The sequence below is a fragment of the Kitasatospora sp. NPDC088779 genome (assembly GCF_040685395.1).
Classification (GTDB): domain Bacteria; phylum Actinomycetota; class Actinomycetes; order Streptomycetales; family Streptomycetaceae; genus Kitasatospora.
In genome coordinates this window covers 76,907-95,960 of sequence record NZ_JBFBHW010000016.1, presented here as the reverse complement: position 1 = coordinate 95,960, position 19,054 = coordinate 76,907, and the positions used below count along the sequence as shown (strand labels likewise).

Annotated in this window: 15 protein-coding genes; 11 read left to right on the top strand and 4 right to left on the bottom strand. The window is 70.2% G+C overall.

The genetic code is table 11. The features are described 5' to 3' along the window. Positions 1-262: 262 nt before the first annotated feature. The 11 genes from AB0P03_RS17715 (at position 263) to AB0P03_RS17665 (ending at position 13,216) form a co-directional block, all read left to right on the top strand. Positions 263-1,900, top strand: coding sequence for an ABC transporter substrate-binding protein (locus AB0P03_RS17715; RefSeq protein WP_363372516.1), 1,638 nt, complete (start codon positions 263-265; stop codon positions 1,898-1,900). Positions 1,901-2,041: 141 nt separating this feature from the next. Continuing rightward, on the top strand, positions 2,042-2,968 hold the full coding sequence (locus AB0P03_RS17710; RefSeq protein WP_363372519.1) for an ABC transporter permease: 927 nt from the start codon (positions 2,042-2,044) through the stop codon (positions 2,966-2,968). Continuing rightward, complete coding sequence (locus AB0P03_RS17705) at positions 2,961-3,905, top strand: ABC transporter permease (RefSeq protein ID WP_363585426.1); 945 nt, start codon at positions 2,961-2,963, stop codon at positions 3,903-3,905. Before AB0P03_RS17710 ends, AB0P03_RS17705 begins: the two co-directional genes overlap by 8 nt. Before the next feature lie 19 nt (positions 3,906-3,924). Continuing rightward, positions 3,925-4,977 (top strand): ABC transporter ATP-binding protein, encoded by a 1,053-nt coding sequence (locus AB0P03_RS17700; RefSeq protein WP_363585425.1) that lies wholly within the window; start codon positions 3,925-3,927, stop codon positions 4,975-4,977. Next, positions 4,970-5,986: a dipeptide ABC transporter ATP-binding protein gene (locus AB0P03_RS17695; RefSeq protein ID WP_350879925.1), complete on the top strand. Its 1,017-nt coding sequence runs from the start codon at positions 4,970-4,972 to the stop codon at positions 5,984-5,986. The genes AB0P03_RS17700 and AB0P03_RS17695 overlap by 8 nt, the downstream gene beginning before the upstream one ends. 172 nt (positions 5,987-6,158) lie before the next feature. Continuing rightward, positions 6,159-7,784 (top strand): ABC transporter substrate-binding protein, encoded by a 1,626-nt coding sequence (locus AB0P03_RS17690; protein ID WP_363621423.1) that lies wholly within the window; start codon positions 6,159-6,161, stop codon positions 7,782-7,784. Between the two features lie 117 nt (positions 7,785-7,901). Continuing rightward, positions 7,902-8,828, top strand: coding sequence for an ABC transporter permease (locus tag AB0P03_RS17685; RefSeq protein WP_363585423.1), 927 nt, complete (start codon positions 7,902-7,904; stop codon positions 8,826-8,828). Between the two features lie 76 nt (positions 8,829-8,904). Beyond that, entirely contained in the window at positions 8,905-9,819 is a 915-nt protein-coding gene (locus AB0P03_RS17680) for an ABC transporter permease (protein WP_363629617.1), read from the top strand. 16 nt (positions 9,820-9,835) lie between these two features. Then, positions 9,836-10,888, top strand: a complete 1,053-nt coding sequence (locus AB0P03_RS17675) for an ABC transporter ATP-binding protein (RefSeq protein WP_363621425.1) — start codon at positions 9,836-9,838, stop codon at positions 10,886-10,888. After that, entirely contained in the window at positions 10,878-12,008 is a 1,131-nt protein-coding gene (locus AB0P03_RS17670) for a dipeptide ABC transporter ATP-binding protein (RefSeq protein ID WP_363629558.1), read from the top strand. The genes AB0P03_RS17675 and AB0P03_RS17670 overlap by 11 nt, the downstream gene beginning before the upstream one ends. 164 nt (positions 12,009-12,172) lie before the next feature. Next, positions 12,173-13,216, top strand: a complete 1,044-nt coding sequence (locus AB0P03_RS17665; protein WP_363629556.1) for an ABC transporter ATP-binding protein — start codon at positions 12,173-12,175, stop codon at positions 13,214-13,216. A gap of 20 nt (positions 13,217-13,236) precedes the next feature. On the opposite strand, the gene AB0P03_RS17660 is transcribed toward AB0P03_RS17665, so the two are convergent. From AB0P03_RS17660 to mshB, 4 genes are all read right to left on the bottom strand, one after another. After that, positions 13,237-14,949, bottom strand: coding sequence for an ABC transporter family substrate-binding protein (locus AB0P03_RS17660; protein ID WP_363629554.1), 1,713 nt, complete (start codon positions 14,947-14,949; stop codon positions 13,237-13,239). A gap of 121 nt (positions 14,950-15,070) precedes the next feature. Beyond that, positions 15,071-17,395 (bottom strand): peptidoglycan binding domain-containing protein, encoded by a 2,325-nt coding sequence (locus AB0P03_RS17655; protein WP_363629552.1) that lies wholly within the window; start codon positions 17,393-17,395, stop codon positions 15,071-15,073. 237 nt (positions 17,396-17,632) lie between these two features. After that, positions 17,633-18,094, bottom strand: a complete 462-nt coding sequence (locus AB0P03_RS17650) for a DUF6113 family protein (RefSeq protein WP_363629551.1) — start codon at positions 18,092-18,094, stop codon at positions 17,633-17,635. Next, positions 18,091-19,026 carry an N-acetyl-1-D-myo-inositol-2-amino-2-deoxy-alpha-D-glucopyranoside deacetylase gene (gene mshB, locus AB0P03_RS17645; RefSeq protein ID WP_363629549.1) on the bottom strand — a complete coding sequence of 312 codons (936 nt, stop codon included), beginning with the start codon at positions 19,024-19,026 and terminating at the stop codon, positions 18,091-18,093. The genes AB0P03_RS17650 and mshB overlap by 4 nt, the downstream gene beginning before the upstream one ends. Positions 19,027-19,054 lie beyond the last annotated feature (28 nt).

Sequence of the window (19,054 nt, the reverse complement as noted above, 5' to 3'; positions counted from 1 at the left end):
CGACTGTCCGTTTGGTGCCTGTCTGGCTATGTCTCTTATGTCCGGTTTTCGAAACTTACCGACTGTTCATGTGACCTAATTGAGATCGTCACTGGTCACTTTCGTGTCCGTGCGTGACGGATAGTGGGTGCAGTCAGGCTCGGGTCAAGGGTGACGCGCAGGGGTGCGCGCCGAAACCACGAGCGCGGACGGCACAGCGGGCCAGGTAACACCCGTCCGCAGTGCCCTCCTCGTTGCAACGTCGAATTCAGGAGGCACACCGATGCGTGGTGGGAGCCAGGCCAAGTGGGTTGTCGCAGCTGTTGCGGTCGCCCTCGCCGCGACTGCTTGTAGCAGTGGCGGTTCCACCGGTGGGAGCAGCTCCGATGGCGCTGCGGTCAACGCCCAGGGCGTGTTCAGCTACCAGAGCGGCGAGCCGCAGCGTCCGCTGCAGCCGGCCAACGCCATGGAGAACCAGGGCGGCCGCATCGTCAAGCAGCTCTTCCAGGGCCTCGTCGACTACGACCCCGCCACTGGCGCCCTGCGTAACCAGGTGGCCGACAAGATCGAGACCACTGACGCCAAGAACTACACCGTCACGCTGAAGTCCGGTTGGACCTTCCACGACGGCACCCCGGTGACGGCCAAGTCCTTCGTGGACTCCTGGAACTGGTCGGCGAACACCAAGAACAACCAGATCAACTCGGACTGGTTCTCCGACATCGTCGGCTACGACGCCGTTCACCCGGAGAAGGGTGACCCGACCGCCGACACCATGTCCGGTCTGAAGGTCGTCGACGACACGCACTTCACCATCGAGCTGAGCAGCCCGGTCTCGTACTTCACGTACAAGCTCGGCTACTCGGCCTTCTACCCGCTGCCGACCGGGTTCTTCTCCGACCCGGCGGGCTACGGCCAGAAGCCGGTCGGCAACGGCCCGTACAAGTTCGTGTCGTGGGAGCACAACAAGGCCATCACCCTGGCCGCCTTCGACAAGTACGCGGGCACGAACAAGGCCAAGAACGGCGGCATCGTCTTCCGGAACTACACCGCCGGTGAGGCCGCGTACAAGGACCTGATGTCGGACACCCTCGACGTCCTGGACCAGGTCGACTCGACCGACCTGCCCAAGTACAAGGACGACCTGGGCAAGCGCGCGGTCGACCAGCCGCAGGGCGCCATCCAGAACATCTCCTTCGCGCTGTACAACGCCGACTGGAACGCGCCGGAGAAGGCCAAGGTCCGCCAGGGCCTGTCGATGGCCATCGACCGCGACACCATCACCAAGACCGTGCTGAACGGCACGCGTCAGCCCGCCGACGGCTTCGTGGCGCCCGGCGTCATGGGCTACAAGGCCGGCGCCTGCGGCGACGCCTGCAAGTACGACCCGGCCAAGGCCAAGCAGCTGATCGCCGAGGGCAACGGCGTGCCCGGCAACAAGATCACCATCCTCTACAACTCCGATGGTGGTCACAAGGAGTGGGTCGACGCGGTCTGCAACTCGATCCGCCAGGCCACCGGCGTCGAGTGCCTCGGTGACCCGAAGCCGGACTTCAAGACCTCGCGCGACATCGTGACCAAGCGTCAGGTGTCGAGCATGATGCGTACCGGCTGGGTGCAGGACTACCCGCTGAACGCCAACTTCCTGCGCGACGTCTACGGCACCGGTGCGGCGGCGAACGACGCCGGCTACTCCAGCCCGGAGTTCGACAAGCTCTCGAAGGAGGCCGACGCGGCCACCACGGTGGAGAAGACCACCGAGCTCTACCAGCAGGCCGAGGCCGTCCTGGCCAAGGACATGCCGGCCATCCCGCTCTGGTACTACAAGACCAGCTCCGGCTGGTCCAACAACGTCCAGAACGTGAAGTTCGACTCCTTCGGCAACCCGGTCTACACCGACGTCGAGGTCAAGAAGAAGTAATCGGTCGGCACCGCCTGACCCGGTGACAACGGCCGGTGCCCGTCCCATCCCCACAAGGGCGAGGACTGGCACCGGCCGTTGGCACGCCGACTTATCTCTGGCCGGGATGACGGGCCCGGCAGAGTCATACATGGAGGCACGATGGGGCGCTTTGTCGCAAGGCGACTGCTCCAGATGATCCCGGTCTTCCTCGGAACGACCGCGCTCATCTTTTTCATGGTGCACGCGCTGCCGGGTGACCCGGTGGCCGCGATGTGGGGCGACAAGGCGCCGGACCCGGCCCAGCTCGCCGCTCTGAGGCACCAGATGGGCTTCGACAAGCCGCTGGTCCAGCAGTACCTCGACTACATGGGGAAGCTGCTCACCGGTGACTTCGGAACCACCCTGGACCAGCGGCCGGTGCTCGACGTGATCACCGATGCGCTGCCGGTCACCACCCGGCTGGCGCTGTTCGCGTTCGCCATCGAGATCGTGCTCGGCGTCACCATCGGCCTCTTCGCCGGTCTGCGCCGCGGCAAGGCGTTCGACAAGAGCACCCTGGTCCTGACCCTGCTGCTGATCTCGATCCCGGTTCCGGTGCTGGGCTTCATCTTCCAGACGGTCTTCGGGCAGAACCTGAAGTGGGTCACGCCGACCGTCCAGGACAGCAACGACATCACCCAGCTGGTGTTGCCGGCGTTCGTGCTCGGCTCGCTGTCGCTGGCGTACGTGGCGCGTCTCACCCGTACCTCCATAGCCGAGAACATCAAGGCCGACTACGTCCGCACCGCGGTGGCCAAGGGCCTGCCCCGGCGCAAGGTGATCGGCACCCACCTGCTCCGCAACTCGATGATCCCGGTGGTCACCTTCCTCGGCACCGACCTGGGCGCCCTGATGGGTGGCGCGATCGTGACCGAGGGCATCTTCAACGTCAAGGGCATCGGCAACGCGCTCTACGCGGCGATCAACCACAAGGAGGGCCCGACGGTCGCCGGCTTCGTGGCCTTCCTGGTGCTCGTATACCTGGCCGCCGGCCTGATCGTCGACCTGCTTTACGCGGTCCTGGACCCGAGGATCCGTTATGCCTGACCTGACCGAGAAGAAGACGGCCGAGGAGATCCCGGCCCAGCGTGGCGCCGACACCCCGGCGGCCAAGCCCGAGAAGGCCCGCAGCCTCGGCTCCGACGCCTGGCACGACCTGCGCCGCAAGCCGATCTTCGTGATCTCCGCGCTGCTGATCCTGCTGCTGATCGTCATCGCGATCGCCCCCGGGCTGTTCACCTCGGCGGACCCGCGCGCCGGCGACCTGCGCGCGCACTACCTGACGAAGCCGAACTACAGCCACTTCTTCCAGGCGGACTGGTTCGGCTACGACCTCCAGGGCCGCAGTATCTACGCCCGGGTGATCTACGGCGCCCGCGCCTCGGTCGTCGTCGGCATCTGCGTCACGGCGGGTGTGACCATCCTCGGTGGCATCACCGGCATGCTGGCCGGCTACTTCGGTGGCTGGGTCGACACGATCATCTCCCGGGTCACCGACATCTTCTTCGGCATCCCGCTGCTGCTCGGCGCCCTGGTCATCCTCAACGCCTTCACCTCGCGCACCATCTGGAGCGTGGTCTTCGCGCTGGTCTCCCTGGGCTGGACCCAGATGACCCGTGTCATGCGCGGTTCGGTCATCACGGTCAAGCAGGCCGACTTCGTGACGGCCGCCAAGGCGCTCGGCGCAGGCACCAGCCGGATCCTGTGGAAGCACATCCTGCCGAACGCGGTCGCCCCGGTGATCGTCGTCGCCACCATCGCGCTCGGCGGCTACATCGCCACCGAGGCGACGCTGAGCTTCCTCGGCATCGGTCTGCAGGACCCGACCATCTCCTGGGGCATCGACATCAACACCGCCCAGAAGGTGATCCGGACCGCCCCGTTCGCCCTGTTCTTCCCCGCCGGAATGCTGAGCCTCACGGTTCTGGCCTTCATCATGCTCGGCGACGCGGTGCGCGACGCCCTCGACCCGAAGCTCCGCTGAGAGAAGAGGTGACGACCCGATGACCACCGTGATCGAGAACAACAACCAGAAGAGCGGCCGACTCGAAGTTGGCACCCCGCTGCTGGAGGTCAAGAACCTCCACGTGGAGTTCCACACCCGGGACGGCATCGCGAAGGCCGTGAACGGCGTCAACTACTCCGTCGCGGCCGGCGAGACGCTCGCCGTGCTCGGAGAGTCCGGCTCCGGCAAGTCCGTGACCGCCCAGACCATCATGGGCATCCTGGACATGCCGCCCGGCAAGGTGACGCAGGGCGAGATCCTGTACCGCGGCCAGGACATGCTCAAGATGGGCAACGAGGAGCGGCGCAGGATCCGCGGCCAGAAGATCGCGATGATCTTCCAGGACGCGCTGTCCTCGCTCAACCCCGTGCTCAGCGTGGGCTACCAGCTCGGCGAGATGTTCCGGGTGCACCAGGGCGCCTCCAAGAAGGACGCCAAGGAGAAGGCCATCGAGCTGATGGACCGGGTGCGCATCCCGGCCGCCAGGCAGCGCGTCGGCGACTACCCGCACCAGTTCTCCGGCGGCATGCGCCAGCGCATCATGATCGCCATGGCGCTCTCGATGCAGCCCGACCTGATCATCGCGGACGAGCCCACCACCGCCCTGGACGTCACCGTCCAGGCCCAGGTGATGGACCTGCTCGCGGAGCTCCAGGCCGAGTACAACATGGGCCTGATCCTGATCACCCACGACCTCGGCGTGGTCGCCGACGTCGCGGACAAGATCGCCGTGATGTACGCCGGCCGGATCGTCGAGACCGCCCCGGTGCACGACCTGTACGCCAACCCGGCGCACCCGTACACCAAGGGCCTGCTCCGCTCGATCCCGCGCCTGGACCAGAAGGGTCAGGAGCTCTACGCGATCCAGGGCCTGCCCCCGAACCTGCTGAAGGTCCCGGCCGGCTGCGCGTTCAACCCCCGCTGTGACGTCGCCACCGACCTGTGCCGCACGGAGATCCCGGCGCTGCACCAGGTGACCGACAAGGACGGCAAGGAGCTCACCGGCCGCCGCAGCGCGTGCCACCTCTGGAAGGAGACCCTCCATGGCTGAGCCCATCCTGGAGGTCAAGGACCTGGTCAAGCACTACCCGCTGAGCCAGGGCATCCTCTTCAAGAAGCAGGTCGGCGCGGTCAAGGCGGTCGACGGCATCTCCTTCGAGCTGGCGAAGGGCGAGACGCTCGGCATCGTCGGCGAGTCCGGCTGTGGCAAGTCCACGCTGGCCAAGGTGCTGATGAACCTGGAGCGGGCCACCTCCGGCCAGGTGCTGTTCAAGGGCGAGGACATCTCCAAGCTGTCCGGCCAGGCCCTCAAGGCCGTCCGCCGGAACATCCAGATGGTGTTCCAGGACCCGTACACCTCGCTGAACCCGCGCATGACGGTCGGCGACATCATCGGGGAGCCCTTCGAGATCCACCCCGAGGTGGCGCCCAAGGGCGACCGCCGCAAGGCCGTCCAGGACCTGCTGGACGTCGTGGGTCTGAACCCGGAGTACATCAACCGGTACCCGCACCAGTTCTCCGGCGGCCAGCGCCAGCGCATCGGCATCGCCCGCGGTCTCGCGCTCAAGCCCGAGATCATCATCTGCGACGAGCCGGTCTCCGCCCTGGACGTGTCCGTCCAGGCGCAGGTGATCAACCTGCTGGAGAAGCTGCAGGGCGACTTCGGCCTGTCGTACATGTTCATCGCGCACGACCTCTCCATCGTCCGGCACATCTCCGACCGCGTCGGCGTGATGTACCTCGGCAAGATGGTCGAGATCGGCACCGACGAGCAGATCTACGACAACGCCACCCACCCGTACACCCAGGCGCTGCTCTCCGCGGTGCCGGTGCCGGACCCGACGGCGCGCGAGAACCGCGATCGGATCATCCTGACCGGTGACATCCCCTCGCCGGCCAACCCGCCGTCCGGCTGCCGCTTCCGCACCCGCTGCTGGAAGGCGGAGGACCGTTGCGCCGAGGAGATCCCGCTGCTCGCGGTGCCCTCGGTGCTGAAGGGCCCGGCCGCGCACGAGTCGGCCTGTCACTTCGCCGAGGTCCGGGAGCCGGCCGCCGCCTGACTCCCTGTGGCATCCCCGGAAGGGCCCGTGGCTTCGCGCCGCGGGCCCTTCCGTCGTTCCGTCAACTCACGGGGCGTCCGGTGCACCCGTCCGGGTGCACCTGACTCGCGCCGTCGTCCGGGCGCGCTTCTCATGGGGTGTGATGCGACACACACCACGAGGAGGGACTTCCATGCCCGTAGCCGCCCGTGCTCGCTGGGTCCTCGCCGCTGCGACATCCGTGGCCCTGGTGGCCACCGGGTGCAGCAGCGGCGGCGGCGGAAGCAGCAACAGCTCGTCGGACAGCAGCAAGAGCTTCAGCTACCAGAGCAGTGAGCCGCAGAACCCGCTGCAGCCGGCCAACGCGAACGAGGTCGGCGGCGGTCGCATCATCCAGAACCTCTTCAAGGGGCTGGTCGACTACGACCCCGCCACCGCCAAGATCCGGATGCAGGTCGCCGACAAGATCGACACCAGCGACTCCCAGACCTTCGACGTCACGCTGAAGGACGGCTGGAAGTTCCACGACGGCACGCCGGTGCACGCCAAGAACTTCGTGGACTCCTGGAACTGGAGCGCGACCACCAGCAACAACCAGATCAACAGCTCCTGGTTCTCCGACATCGAGGGGTACCAGGACGTCCACCCCGGCAGCGGCCAGCCGACCGCGACCAAGATGTCCGGCCTGACCGTGGTCGACGACCTGCACTTCACCGTCAAGCTCAGCAACAAGGTCTCGTACTTCGAGTACAAGCTCGGCTACATCGCCTTCTCCCCGCTGCCGGACGCCTTCTTCAACGACCCGACCGGGTACGGGCAGAAGCCGGTGGGCAACGGCCCCTACCAGTTCGTCAGCTGGAACCACAACACCGAGGTCGTCACCAAGGCCTTCCCGGACTACCAGGGCGTCGACAAGCCGAAGAACGGCGGCATCGTCTTCAAGATGTACACCACGTCCGAGGCCGCCTACGCCGACCTCCAGTCCAGCAACCTGGACGTGATGGACCAGGTGCCGCCGTCCGCGCTGGCGACGTACAAGAGCGACCTCGGAGACCGGGCGATCGACGCCCCGCAGGGCGCCATCCAGAACATCGGCTTCACCCTCTACCAGGCCGACTGGGCCGCGCCCGACAAGGCCAAGGTGCGCCAGGGCCTGTCCATGGCGATCGACCGCGACACCATCACCAAGACGGTGCTGCAGAACTCCCGCAAGCCGGCCACCGCCTGGGTGGCCGAGGGCGTCGAGGGCTACAAGGACGGCGCCTGCGGCGACTTCTGCAAGTTCGACCCCGCCAAGGCCAAGCAGCTGATCAGCGACGGCGGCGGCGTCCCCGGCAACAAGCTGCTGATCACCTACAACTCCGACGGCGGCCACAAGGAGTGGGTCGACGCGGTCTGCAACTCGATCCGGCAGAGCACCGGCGTCGAGTGCCTCGGCGACCCGAAGCCCGACTTCAAGACCGCGCGCGCCGCGATCACCGGGCACCAGGTCAACGGCGCCTTCCGCACCGGCTGGGTGCAGGACTACCCGCTGAACGCCAACTTCCTGTCCGACGTGTACCGCACCGGCGCCGCGTCCAACGACTTCGGCTACAGCAACCCGCAGTTCGACCAGGCGGCCACCAAGGCCGACGAGGCCGCCAGCGTCGCCGACACGGTGACCGGCTACCAGCAGGCCGAGGCGGTGCTGCCGAGCGGGATGCCGGCTATCCCGCTCTGGTACTACCGCACCAACTCGGGTTACTCGACCAAGGTGCAGAACGTGAAGTTCGACTCCTTCGGAAACCCGGCCTGGACCCAGGTCGAGGTCAAGGGCTGATCCCCCGACCCCTCGCGCCGGCCCCGCCCTTCCCGCACGGAGGGCGGGGCCCGGCCCTCCCGGCCGACCGTCCCCGGCCGGCCGTGCACCCAGGGCACGTCTAGGAAGGAGGCTCGGATGGGCAGTTACGTGCTGCGGCGGGTGCTGCAGATGATCCCGGTGTTCTTTGGCACCACGCTGCTGATCTTCCTGATGGTCTACACGCTGCCGGGCGACCCGGTGTCGGCGCTGTTCGGCGAGAAGGCCGCCGACCCGGCCATCGTGGCCAGCATCAAGCACAAGTACTTCCTGGACCAGCCGGTCTGGAAGCAGTACCTGCACTACATGGGGAACCTCTTCCAGGGGGACTTCGGGACGAGCTTCACCGGCCGCCCCGTCTCCGAGATCATGGCGACCGCCTTCCCGGTCACCATCCGGCTCGCGTTGATGGCCTTCGTCTTCGAAGTGGTCCTCGGCCTCGCCCTGGGTATGGCCTCCGGCCTCCGGCGCGGCAGCGTCCAGGACACCCTGGTGCTGATCCTCACCCTGGTGGTGATCTCGATCCCGGTCTTCGTGCTGGCCTACATCGCGCAGACGATCTTCGCCACCAACCTCGGCTGGGTCACCCCGACGGTGCAGGACTCCACCGACCTCTCCCAGCTGATCCTGCCCGCGATCGTGCTGGGCTCGCTCTCGCTCGCGTACGTCGCCCGGCTCACCCGGACGTCCATCGGCGAGAACCTGCGGGCCGACTACATCCGCACGGCGGTCGCCAAGGGGCTGCCCCGGCGGACCGTCATCTCCCGCCACCTGCTGCGCAACTCGCTGATCCCGGTGGTCACCTTCCTCGGCACCGACCTCGGCGCCCTGATGGGCGGGGCGATCGTCACCGAGGGCATCTTCAACGTGCAGGGCGTCGGCAACGTCCTGTACCGGGCGATCAACCAGAAGGAAGGCCCCACCGTGGTCGGCATCGTGACCGTCCTGGTGATCGTCTACCTGGTCGCCAGCCTGCTCGTCGACCTGCTCTACGCGGTCCTGGACCCGAGGATCCGCTATGCCTGACGTCCACGACGAGAACTCCTACGAGCCGCACCCCAAGCCCGGGGTCTCACACCTCGACTACGCCGGGGAGCAGGGCATGGCGGTCGAGCAGGAGACCCTGGTCGAGCCCGACCCGGCCAAGCGGGAGGAGGCCCGCAGCCTGTGGGGCGACGCCTGGCGGGACCTGCGCCGGCGGCCGATCTTCCTGATCTCCGCGGTGCTGATCCTGCTGCTGGTCGTCATGGCGGTCTTCCCCTGGGCGTTCACCGACGCCGACCCGCGCAAGGCCGACCTGGTGCACGACTACCTCAGGCGGCCGAACTGGACGGACTTCTTCGGCGCCGGCTGGTTCGGCTACGACGGGCAGGGCCGGTCGATCTACGCCCGGGTGGTGTACGGCGCCCGCGCCTCGATCACCGTCGGCATCTGCGTGACCCTGGCGGTCACCGTGCTCGGCGGACTGGCCGGCATGGTCGCCGGCTACTTCGGCGGCGCCGTCGACGCGGTGATCTCCCGGATCACCGACATCTTCTTCGGCCTCCCGCTGCTGCTCGGCGCCCTGGTGCTGCTGAACGCCTTCACCACCCGCACGGTGTGGAGCGTGGTCATCGCGCTGGCCTTCCTCGGCTGGACCCAGATCGCCCGCGTCATGCGCGGCGCCGTGCTGACCGTCAAACAGTCCGACTACGTGGTGGCTGGCCGGGCGCTCGGCGCCGGGACGGGGCGGCTGATGTTCCGGCACATCCTGCCGAACGCCATCGCCCCCGTGATCGTCGTCGCCACCATCGCGCTCGGCGGCTACATCGCCACCGAGGCGACGCTGAGCTTCCTCGGCATCGGTCTGCAGGACCCGACCATCTCCTGGGGCATCGACATCTCCTCCGCCCAGAAGGTGATCCGGACGGCGCCGTACGTGCTGTTCTTCCCGGCCGTGGCGCTCTCCGTCACCGTGCTGGCCTTCATCATGCTGGGCGACGCGGTGCGCGACGCCCTCGACCCGAAGCTTCGCTGAGCGAGGGGAGCGCAACGTGAGTACAGCTGTGGACGCCAGCAGGTCCGAGCGGGCCGCGTCGTACGAGGGGCCGCTGCTCGACGTCCGTGACCTGCACGTCGAGTTCGTCACCCGGGACGGCGTGGCCAAGGCGGTCAACGGGGTCGACTACAGCGTCCGGGCGGGGGAGACGCTCGCGGTGCTCGGCGAGTCCGGTTCGGGCAAGTCGGTGACCGCGCAGGCGATCATGGGCATCCTGGACATGCCGCCGGCCCGGATCCCGCGCGGGGAGATCCGCTTCCGCGGTCGGGACATGCTGAAGATGGGCAACGAGGAGCGGCGCAGGATCCGCGGCCAGAAGATCGCGATGATCTTCCAGGACGCGCTGTCCTCGCTCAACCCGGTGCTGACGGTGGGCTTCCAGCTCGGCGAGATGTTCCGCGCCCACCGGGGGGCGTCCCGCAAGGAGGCCAAGGACAGGGCCGTCGAGCTGATGGACCGGGTGCGGATCCCGGCGGCCAAGCAGCGGGTGAACGACTACCCGCACCAGTTCTCCGGCGGCATGCGCCAGCGCATCATGATCGCCATGGCGCTGGCCCTGGAACCGGACCTGATCATCGCGGACGAGCCCACCACCGCGCTGGACGTCACCGTCCAGGCGCAGGTGATGGACCTGCTCGCGGAGCTCCAGGCGGAGTACAACATGGGCCTGATCCTGATCACCCACGACCTCGGCGTGGTCGCCGACGTCGCCGACAAGATCGCCGTGATGTACGCGGGCCGGATCGTCGAGACCGCCCCGGTGCACGAGCTGTACGCGCGCCCCGCGCACCCGTACACCCGCGGCCTGCTGGACTCCATCCCGCGGCTGGACCAGAAGGGCCAGGAGCTCTACGCCATCAAGGGCCTGCCGCCCAACCTGCTGCGGATCCCCCAGGGCTGCGCCTTCAACCCGCGCTGCCCGCGGGCGCAGGACCGCTGCCGGGCCGAGGTGCCGGAGCTGTACCCGGTCGCCGAGGACGACGGCGCCCCGCTGGCCGGGCGGGGCAGCGCCTGCTTCTTCTGGAAGGAGACCCTCCATGGCCGCTAACGGGTCCACCGCACTGGGCGCCGCGGTGCCGGAGGAGGCCGCCTTCGCCCAGGAAGTGCCGCGCGGCGAGCCGATCCTCGAAGTCCGGGACCTGGTCAAGCACTTCCCGCTGACCAAGGGCGTGCTGTTCAGGAAGCAGGTCGGCGCCGTGAAGGCCGTCGACGGGGTCTCCTTCGACCTGAGGCAGGGCGAGACGCTGGGCGTCGTCGGCGAGTCCGGCTGCGGGAAGTCCACGCTGGCCAAGGTGCTGATGAACCTGGAGCCGGCCACCGGGGGATCGGTCCGCTACAAGGGCGAGGAGATCTCCCGGCTGTCCGGGTCGGCGCTGAAGGCCGTCCGCCGGAACATCCAGATGGTGTTCCAGGACCCGTACACCTCGCTGAACCCGCGCATGACGGTCGGCGACATCATCGGGGAGCCGTTCGAGATCCACCCCGAGGTGGCGCCCAAGGGGGACCGCCGCAAGGCCGTCCAGGACCTGCTGGACGTGGTCGGGCTCAACCCCGAGTACATCAACCGCTATCCGCACCAGTTCTCCGGCGGGCAGCGCCAGCGCATCGGCATCGCAAGGGGGTTGGCGCTCAGGCCGGAGATCATCATCTGTGACGAGCCGGTCTCCGCGCTGGACGTGTCGGTGCAGGCGCAGGTGATCAACCTGCTGGACAAGCTGCAGGGGGAGTTCAACCTCTCGTACATGTTCATCGCGCACGACCTCTCCATCGTCCGGCACATCTCGGACCGGGTCGGCGTGATGTACCTCGGCAAGATGGTCGAGATCGGCAGCGATGCCGAGATCTACGACCACGCCACCCACCCGTACACCCAGGCGCTGCTCTCCGCCGTCCCCGTGCCGGACCCGACGGCCCGGGAGTCGCGGGACCGGATCGTGCTCACCGGGGACGTGCCCTCGCCGGCCAACCCGCCGTCCGGCTGCCGCTTCCGCACCCGCTGCTGGAAGGCGCAGGACCGCTGCGCGGCCGAGATCCCGCTGCTCGCCTCGCCGTCCTGGCTGGGCGGGGCGGCCCGGCACGACTCGGCGTGTCACTTCGCGGCGGAGCGCGAAATCGGGCAGGGCGCGGCGGAGCGCGAGGTCGGGCAGGGCGGTATCGAGCCCGATTAGCGGCTCGCGAGACCCAGGGCGCGCCCCCGCACCGGGGGTGCGCCCTTTCTTGTGATGGAAAAGAGACGTGCCGCGCGATTCCGCAAGTGGGGTCGGGTCGTTGATAGTTGCTCTGCGCGTACAGGTGCTCGCCGCTGCGCTGGGGGAGGGCTGCTCGGATGGACATGGTGGAGGTGATTGGCGGCGGTCGGGAGAACCTGGTGCCCGGGACCCCGCTGCTGGAGGTCGACGACCTGCACGTCGAGTTCCGTACCCGGGACGGCGTGGCCAGGGCCGTCAACGGGGTGAGCTACTCGGTGTCGGCCGGGGAGACGCTGGCGGTGCTGGGTGAGTCCGGTTCGGGCAAGTCGGTGACCGCGCAGGCGATCATGGGCATCCTGGACACGCCGCCCGGGCGGATCACCGGCGGGCGGATCCTCTACCGCGGCGAGGACCTGCTGACCATGGGCTCCAGGGCCCGGCGGTTCGTCCGGGGCCAGAAGATCGCGATGATCTTCCAGGACGCACTGTCCTCGCTCAACCCGGTGCTCAGCGTGGGGTACCAGCTCGGCGAGATGTTCCAGGTGCACCGCGGCGCCAGCCGCAAGGAGGCCAGGGAGAGGGCCGTCGAGCTGATGGACCGGGTGCGGATCCCGGCGGCCAGGCAGCGCGTCGGTGACTACCCGCACCAGTTCTCCGGCGGCATGCGCCAGCGCATCATGATCGCCATGGCGCTCTCCATGGAGCCGGACCTGATCATCGCGGACGAGCCCACCACCGCGCTGGACGTCACCGTGCAGGCCCAGGTGATGGACCTGCTGGCCGAGTTGCAGCACGAGTTCCACATGGGGCTGATCCTGATCACCCACGACCTCGGCGTGGTCGCCGACGTCGCGGACACGATCGCGGTGATGTACGCGGGCCGGATCGTCGAGACGGCCCCGGTGCGCGACCTGTACGCGCGCCCCGCCCACCCGTACACCCGGGGACTGCTCGACTCGATCCCGCGGCTGGACCAGAAGGGGCAGAACCTCCACGCCATCAAGGGCCTGCCGCCCAGCCTCCTGGAGATCCCGCAGGGCTGCGCGTTCAACCCGCGCTGCGACCGGGTGCAGGACCGCTGCCTGAGCGAACTCCCGCCGCTGGTGCCGATGGTGGACGCCGAGGGCGCCGAGCTGCCCGGCCGTCGCAGTGCCTGCCACTTCTGGCGGGAGACCCTGCACGGCTGAGGGCGCCGGGGCGCCGCCGTCTACCGCTCGAAGCCGACGTTCTCCCAGACGATGTCGGACAGCCCCTGGGCGCCGATGTTGGCGAGGTTGGCGCGGGCGCCGTACAGCTGCGGGCGCTGGTAGAGCGGCAGCACGCCGGCCACCTTCCACAGCTCGCCGTCGGCCTGGTTGATCGCCTCGGAGGCGGTGGCCGCGTCGGGTGCGGCGGCGGCCCGGTCGAGGGCGGCGTCCACCGCCGGACTGCCCGTGCCGACGTGGTTGGTGCCGCCGTTCTGGACGAAGTCGGCGCGGTTGCCGCTGGCCGGGAAGGGCGTGCCGAGCAGCGAGTACGCGGTGATGTCGAAGTCGCCGCGGTTGACGTACTTGTCGAAGAACTCGTTGGCGGCGGAGGTGACCGTGGTGACCTTGACGCCGACGTCCTTGAGCGTCCTGGTGGCGCTGTCGGCCTCGCTCTGCGCCTGGGTGACGCCGGCCGGGATGACCATCCGCAGGTTCAGCTCGCGGCCGTTGCGCTTGCGGACGTCGCCGTCGAGCCGCCAGCCGGCCGCGTCCAGCTTGCGGGCGGCCTCGGCGGGGTCGTAGCGGCTGAGGCCGAGGGAGTTGTCCCGGTAGGCGTTCTGGTTGGCGACCAGCAGGTGGTTGTTGAGCGGGGCGGCTGGCCAGTCCAGGCCGTTCAGGTCGGAGCGGATGACGGCGTCCCGGTTGATGGCCTGGAAGACGGCCTGGCGGACGGTCGCGTCGCTGAGCGCCGGGGTGCGGGCGTTGAGGGTGAGCTGGCGGAAGTCGGGCCCGCCGGCCCGGCGGACGGCGGCGCCCTTGGTGCTCTTGATGGTCTGGTAGCCGGCGACGTCCGGGCCGTTGTTGAAGAGGTCGATCTCGCCCTTGGCGAAGGCGGGGGCCATGGCGTTGGGCAGCATGGCGTGGAAGACGATCCGGTCCAGCAGCGGCTTGTCGCCCCACCAGGCGGGGTCGGCGACCAGCGTGATGGTCTGGGCGGCGCGGTCCATCCGTTCGACCTTGAACGGGCCGGCGGTGACCGGGAGCGCGTCCAGGTAGGCGGAGTTGAACAGCTCCGGGGTGGCGAGCCGGCTCGCGGGCAGCAGCGGGGCGTTGGCGGCGCCGTTGAACATCGACTGCCACTCGGAGAACGGCCGGTCGAAGGTCATCACCGCCTGGAAGTCGTCCTTGCCCCGCTCGACCGAGGAGACCTGTTCGAAGCCGGTGTTGCTGGCGGGCCGGTAGGCCGGGTCCTTCCCGTTCAGCGCCCGCCAGTTGGCTTCGAGGTCGCGCCAGGTGATCGGGGTGCCGTCGGACCAGTGGGCCTTCGGGTTGAGCGTCCAGACGACGACCTGCCGGCCGTCCCGCAGCTCCGCGTGGGCGTCTTGCAGGTAGGCCGGGTTGGCGGTCTGGGTGCCGGCCGCGTCGGAGCGGAAGAAGGTCGGCAGCAGCGGCTTGCTGACGCTGATCGTCGAGGACTCGCTGCCGTCGGTCTGGATCGGCGACCACTGGCGGGAGAACTGGGCGATCGCCAGGTGCAGGGTGCCGCCCTGGCGCAGCTGGGAGCGCTCGCGCGGGTTGACGTCGATCGAGGTGAGCTTGGGGGCCCCGGTGGCGGACGGCCCGTCCGCGGCGGCGCCGCCCTGGCCGGAGGCGCACGAACAGAGCGTCAGTGAGAGCGACAGGGCGGTGAGACCGGCGAGCAGAGCCGTCCGGTGCTGGAGGCGGCGGCTCATCGGCGTGCTCCCCGAGGTGGCTGTGGCGGAAGGTGTGGCGTCACATCTTGCTGACCGGGAGGGGGAGTTGTCGAGGGGCGGGCCGGATGCCGGCCCGCCCCCCGATCGGTGCGGTCGCTGCTCAGGCGACGGTGAACTTGAAGGTGCGGTCCTTCTCGCCGGTCTTGTCGAGCAGCGAGGTGACGGCGTCCGCGACGTCCTGCGGGGTGATCGCGGCGCTCTGGCCGTTCTTCTTGACCTTCACCTTGTCGAACACGCTGCCCAGCTGGCCGTTCAGCGCGTCGAGGTCCCACTTGGGCACGATCTTGCCGGAGGCGTCCGGGACGAGCGTGAGCGTCTTGGCGGCGACCTGCTTGCCGAAGATCCACTTCTTGGCGCCGGCCAGGACGTACACGTTGCCGTTGAGCGCGGACTTGCCGAGGCTGTCCGCGGCGGCTTGCAGGGCCTGCGGGGAGACCTTGGGCTGGGCGGCCGTCACGGCGAGCGCGATCGGCTGCTCGGGCTTGCCGGCGGCGCGGTCGCGGTAGGCCTGCTCGACCACGTCGAGGGCGCTCGCCGAGTCGACGGCCTGGCCGGCCCGGCCGGGCACCACGACCGGGTCGCCGTTGTCGGCGAACTTGACGTAGCCCTCCTGAAGGCCCTGGCCCGAGCCGGAGGCCAGGGTGTCCAGGGCGGCCTTGAGCTTGGCCCGGTCCACCTTGACGTCCGGTGCGACCGCCTTGGTGCCGCCCTTCAGCGACTTGATGACGTCGACCGGGCTGTAGCTGTGCTGGGCGAGGCCGTCCACGGTGCCCGTGGTGTCGAAGCTCAGCCCGGCGACGGTCGGGTCGAGGTTCAGCGCCTGGTCGCCGACCTTCAGCTTGAGCGGCTGCTGGCCGGTCTTGCCGACGGTCTCGTCGAGCTGGTGGATCGCCTGGTCGCGGCTGTTGCCGCCGATGTCGGTGCCGAGCACCACGGTGCCCTTGGGGATGTCGGACTGGTTGAGCATCAGGCCGGTGCCGTACGCGGCGGCGCCGAGGAACAGCACGAAGCCGACGCCGTACACGCCCAGCTTGACCAGCTTCTTGCCGGCGCTGGCCTTCGGCTTGGCCTTGCCCTTGGTCTTGGCGGGCGCGGGCGCGGGCGCGGACTCGGTCCTGGCCGGCTGCGGTGCGGGCCGGGGGCCCGGGGCGGGGGTCGGCAGCGGGGTGAACTCGGTGGCCTCCGGGTCCGGTCCGGGCTGCTGCGGGTGCCCGGGGGCGGTACCGGGGGCGCCGGGGAAGAGCCCGCCGGGGGCCGGGTGGGCGAAGGCGTCCTGGCCCGGTGCGGCGGGGCGCTGGGCGGCGAACGGGTCGGCACCGGCCGGGGCCGAGGCGAACAGGCCGGGCTGCGGGCGGACTTCGCCGCCGTGCGCGGCGCCGTTCTGCGGCAGGCCCGGTATGGCGGCGGGCGGCGGGGTGCCCTCGCGGATCGGCTCGAAGCCGTCGACCGAGGTGTCCTCCGGGTCCGTCGCGCCGGCCGCCGGGCCCTGCGGGCGGGCGCCCGGGCGCGGGCCCTGCTGCGGCCGTCCGTCGGACTGCCGGCCGTTGCGCCGGCCGCCGTTCTGCTGGGCGTCCTGCTGCGGGCGGTCGTCGCGCCGGCCGCGGGCTCCGGCCGTGGGCGCCATCGGGGCGAACGGGTCGGCGGTGGGCGGCGCGAAGGGGGAGGCGGCCTCGTACACGCCGGGCTCCTCCGCCGGGGCCTGCGCACCGGGGCCGGCGGGGAACGGCGCACCGTTCGGATTCGGGGCCGGGTTCGGGGCCTGGGCCTGGGCGGGCACCGGTCGGCCGTTCGGACGGGCCGCGCCCTGGGCGGGGCGGGCACCGTTCGGGCGGGCGCCGGGGGCCGGGGCGGCCGTCGGCCGGGGCTCGGCGGCGGCGGGCGCGGCCGGGGCCTCCGGCGCGCCCGGGGTGTTCGGGGCACCGGCCGGTACGGCGGTCGGCGCCGGCTCGGCCTTCTTCTGCCGGGGCCGGAACCAGGCGCCGGTGGACTCGGCCTCGGACGTCGCCGGCGGGATCGGCGGGACCTGCCACTCCGGCGGCAGTTCCGGCGGGGTGGCCGTGCGGGCGCCGCCCTCCATCACCCCGAGGACGGGGGAGGAGGGCGCGGACCGGTGCCGCGGGCCGCCCGGCTCGGGGACGGCCGCCGGGGCCTCCTCGCCCGGGCCGTCCTCGTTCTTGACGGTGCTGCGGACCACGACCGGCGGGATCGGGCGCGACCCGGGGATGTTGATCCGGACCCGGGTCGTCAGGGTGGTCTCGGTCTTCGGGCCGTCGTCCTCGCCGCCCGACGCGGCGCCCTGGGCGGCACCGGCCCGGTCGCCGCCCGGGAGCCCCGGTGTGCCGTAGGGCGGGGTGCCCGACGGGTAGGCGTCCGGACCCGTACGCCGGGGCGTCGGGTGGGCGTTGTCAGATTCGCGGCTGCTCAATGCTGCTCTGCTCCGGGTTCGCGGGCGGGCCGTGCGGCGCGACCGCGGTTCGTGGTCGCCGGGCCTGGGCGGGCGGCGGTCGGGTACGGCGTTCTGCGGGACCACCATACTGGGAAGAACAGAGCGGCGAACGGCTTCGGACAGATCCTGATACGTCCGGTTCCTCCGGTATGAGAGTACGGCCGCGCGCTCCTGACTGCGCGTCGTGCGCGGTGCGTACGTGCCCCGCGGGCGGGTTCAGCGCGGCGGGCCGGGCACGCCCGGGAACCAGCTGCCGCGGGTCGGCAGGGTGGCGCAGATCACGCCCAGGACCGAGCCGCCGAACAGCCAGCCGAGCGAGGTGGCGTTGGACCACAGCACGTTGTCGCCCTCCGGCCGGGGCACGATCACCAGCAGCATCGCCATGAACCAGCCGGCCGCGGGCAGTGCCGCGCCCAGCCGGGTGCCGGTGACCCGTAGGCCGCCGTAGAAGGTGGCGCCGGTCGCCGCGAGCGCCAGCAGGACCCCCACGGGCGGCCACAAGGCCTGCACGAAGGATCCGCAGACCGACACCGCGACACCCAGCAGGAAGAACAGGACGTAGGCCGCGATCCGGGTGGCGCGCGGGGGCTGAGGCTCGGCCAGCCGTTCCCCGCGGGTGCCGAGGACGGCCGCCGGGAACGAGCGGCGCGGCGGCCGGGCGGCGGCGGGCTCGGTCATCGGACGCTCTCCTCGGCGGTGGCGGTGGCGGTGGCGGTGGGCAGCGGGTCGGCGGCGGGCGACAGCCCCGCGAACAGGTCGTCCTCGGGCCGCTCCGGCCCGGCCTGGCCGCGTACCAGCTGGTAGTACTCGGTGGCGACCAGCGGCTGGCCGAGGTCGTTGGAGAGCGCGAAGAAGGCGCCGTCCACGGTGATCTGAGTGGCGTGCGCGGCCATCGCGGCGGCCTTGCGCCCGGCGTACGCGGAGCCGTCCAGCACGGTGGTGACCACCTCGTCGGCCACCACCCCGGGAACGTCGGCGGGCCGGGCCGTCCCGGGGAAGGACGCCCGGGCGGCGGTCTCGGCGAGCCCGGCCTCGATCACCGAGCGGGGCATCCGGTTCCAGTACACCTTGGCGATCCGCCAGGCCGGGCCCAGCTCCGGGCGGTGCGCCGGATCGGCCGCCAGCTCGTACGCGCGCATCGCGACCCGGTGCGCCTGGATGTGGTCCGGGTGCCCGTAGCCGCCGTTCTCGTCGTAGGTGACCAGCACCTGCGGCCGGACCTCGCGGACCACCGCGACCAGGTGGCCGGCCGCCTCGTCGAGGTCGGCCCGCCAGAAGCAGCCGGGCACGTCGTTGTCGGGCAGGCCCATCATCCCGGAGTCGCGGTAGCGGCCAGGGCCGCCGAGGAAGCGGAGGTCGGTGACGCCGAGCGCGCGCATCGCCGCGGTCAGCTCGCCGATCCGGTACGCGCCGAGGGTGCCTTCCCGATCGGCCGTCAGATGGGCCAGCCCGGGCGGGATCACCTCGCCGCCCTCGCCGAGGGTGCAGGTCACCAGGGTGACCTGGGCGCCCTCGGCGGCGTACCGGGCCATGGTGGCGCCGTTGCCGATCGACTCGTCGTCGGGGTGGGCGTGCACCAGGAGCAGGCGGCGGCCGGTAGTCGCGGTCATGGGAGGAAGCCTAACGACCGCCGTGGCG

Coding starts and splice junctions, on each gene's coding strand:
- AB0P03_RS17705 (WP_363585426.1), top strand. CDS start 2,961: ATGCCTGACCTGACCGAGAAGAAGACGGCCGAGGAGATCCCGGCCCAG.
- mshB (WP_363629549.1), bottom strand. CDS start 19,026: ATGACCGCGACTACCGGCCGCCGCCTGCTCCTGGTGCACGCCCACCCC.
- AB0P03_RS17700 (WP_363585425.1), top strand. CDS start 3,925: ATGACCACCGTGATCGAGAACAACAACCAGAAGAGCGGCCGACTCGAA.
- AB0P03_RS17670 (WP_363629558.1), top strand. CDS start 10,878: ATGGCCGCTAACGGGTCCACCGCACTGGGCGCCGCGGTGCCGGAGGAG.
- AB0P03_RS17695 (WP_350879925.1), top strand. CDS start 4,970: ATGGCTGAGCCCATCCTGGAGGTCAAGGACCTGGTCAAGCACTACCCG.
- AB0P03_RS17650 (WP_363629551.1), bottom strand. CDS start 18,094: ATGACCGAGCCCGCCGCCGCCCGGCCGCCGCGCCGCTCGTTCCCGGCG.
- AB0P03_RS17710 (WP_363372519.1), top strand. CDS start 2,042: ATGGGGCGCTTTGTCGCAAGGCGACTGCTCCAGATGATCCCGGTCTTC.
- AB0P03_RS17690 (WP_363621423.1), top strand. CDS start 6,159: ATGCCCGTAGCCGCCCGTGCTCGCTGGGTCCTCGCCGCTGCGACATCC.
- AB0P03_RS17685 (WP_363585423.1), top strand. CDS start 7,902: ATGGGCAGTTACGTGCTGCGGCGGGTGCTGCAGATGATCCCGGTGTTC.
- AB0P03_RS17665 (WP_363629556.1), top strand. CDS start 12,173: ATGGTGGAGGTGATTGGCGGCGGTCGGGAGAACCTGGTGCCCGGGACC.
- AB0P03_RS17715 (WP_363372516.1), top strand. CDS start 263: ATGCGTGGTGGGAGCCAGGCCAAGTGGGTTGTCGCAGCTGTTGCGGTC.
- AB0P03_RS17680 (WP_363629617.1), top strand. CDS start 8,905: ATGGCGGTCGAGCAGGAGACCCTGGTCGAGCCCGACCCGGCCAAGCGG.
- AB0P03_RS17660 (WP_363629554.1), bottom strand. CDS start 14,949: ATGAGCCGCCGCCTCCAGCACCGGACGGCTCTGCTCGCCGGTCTCACC.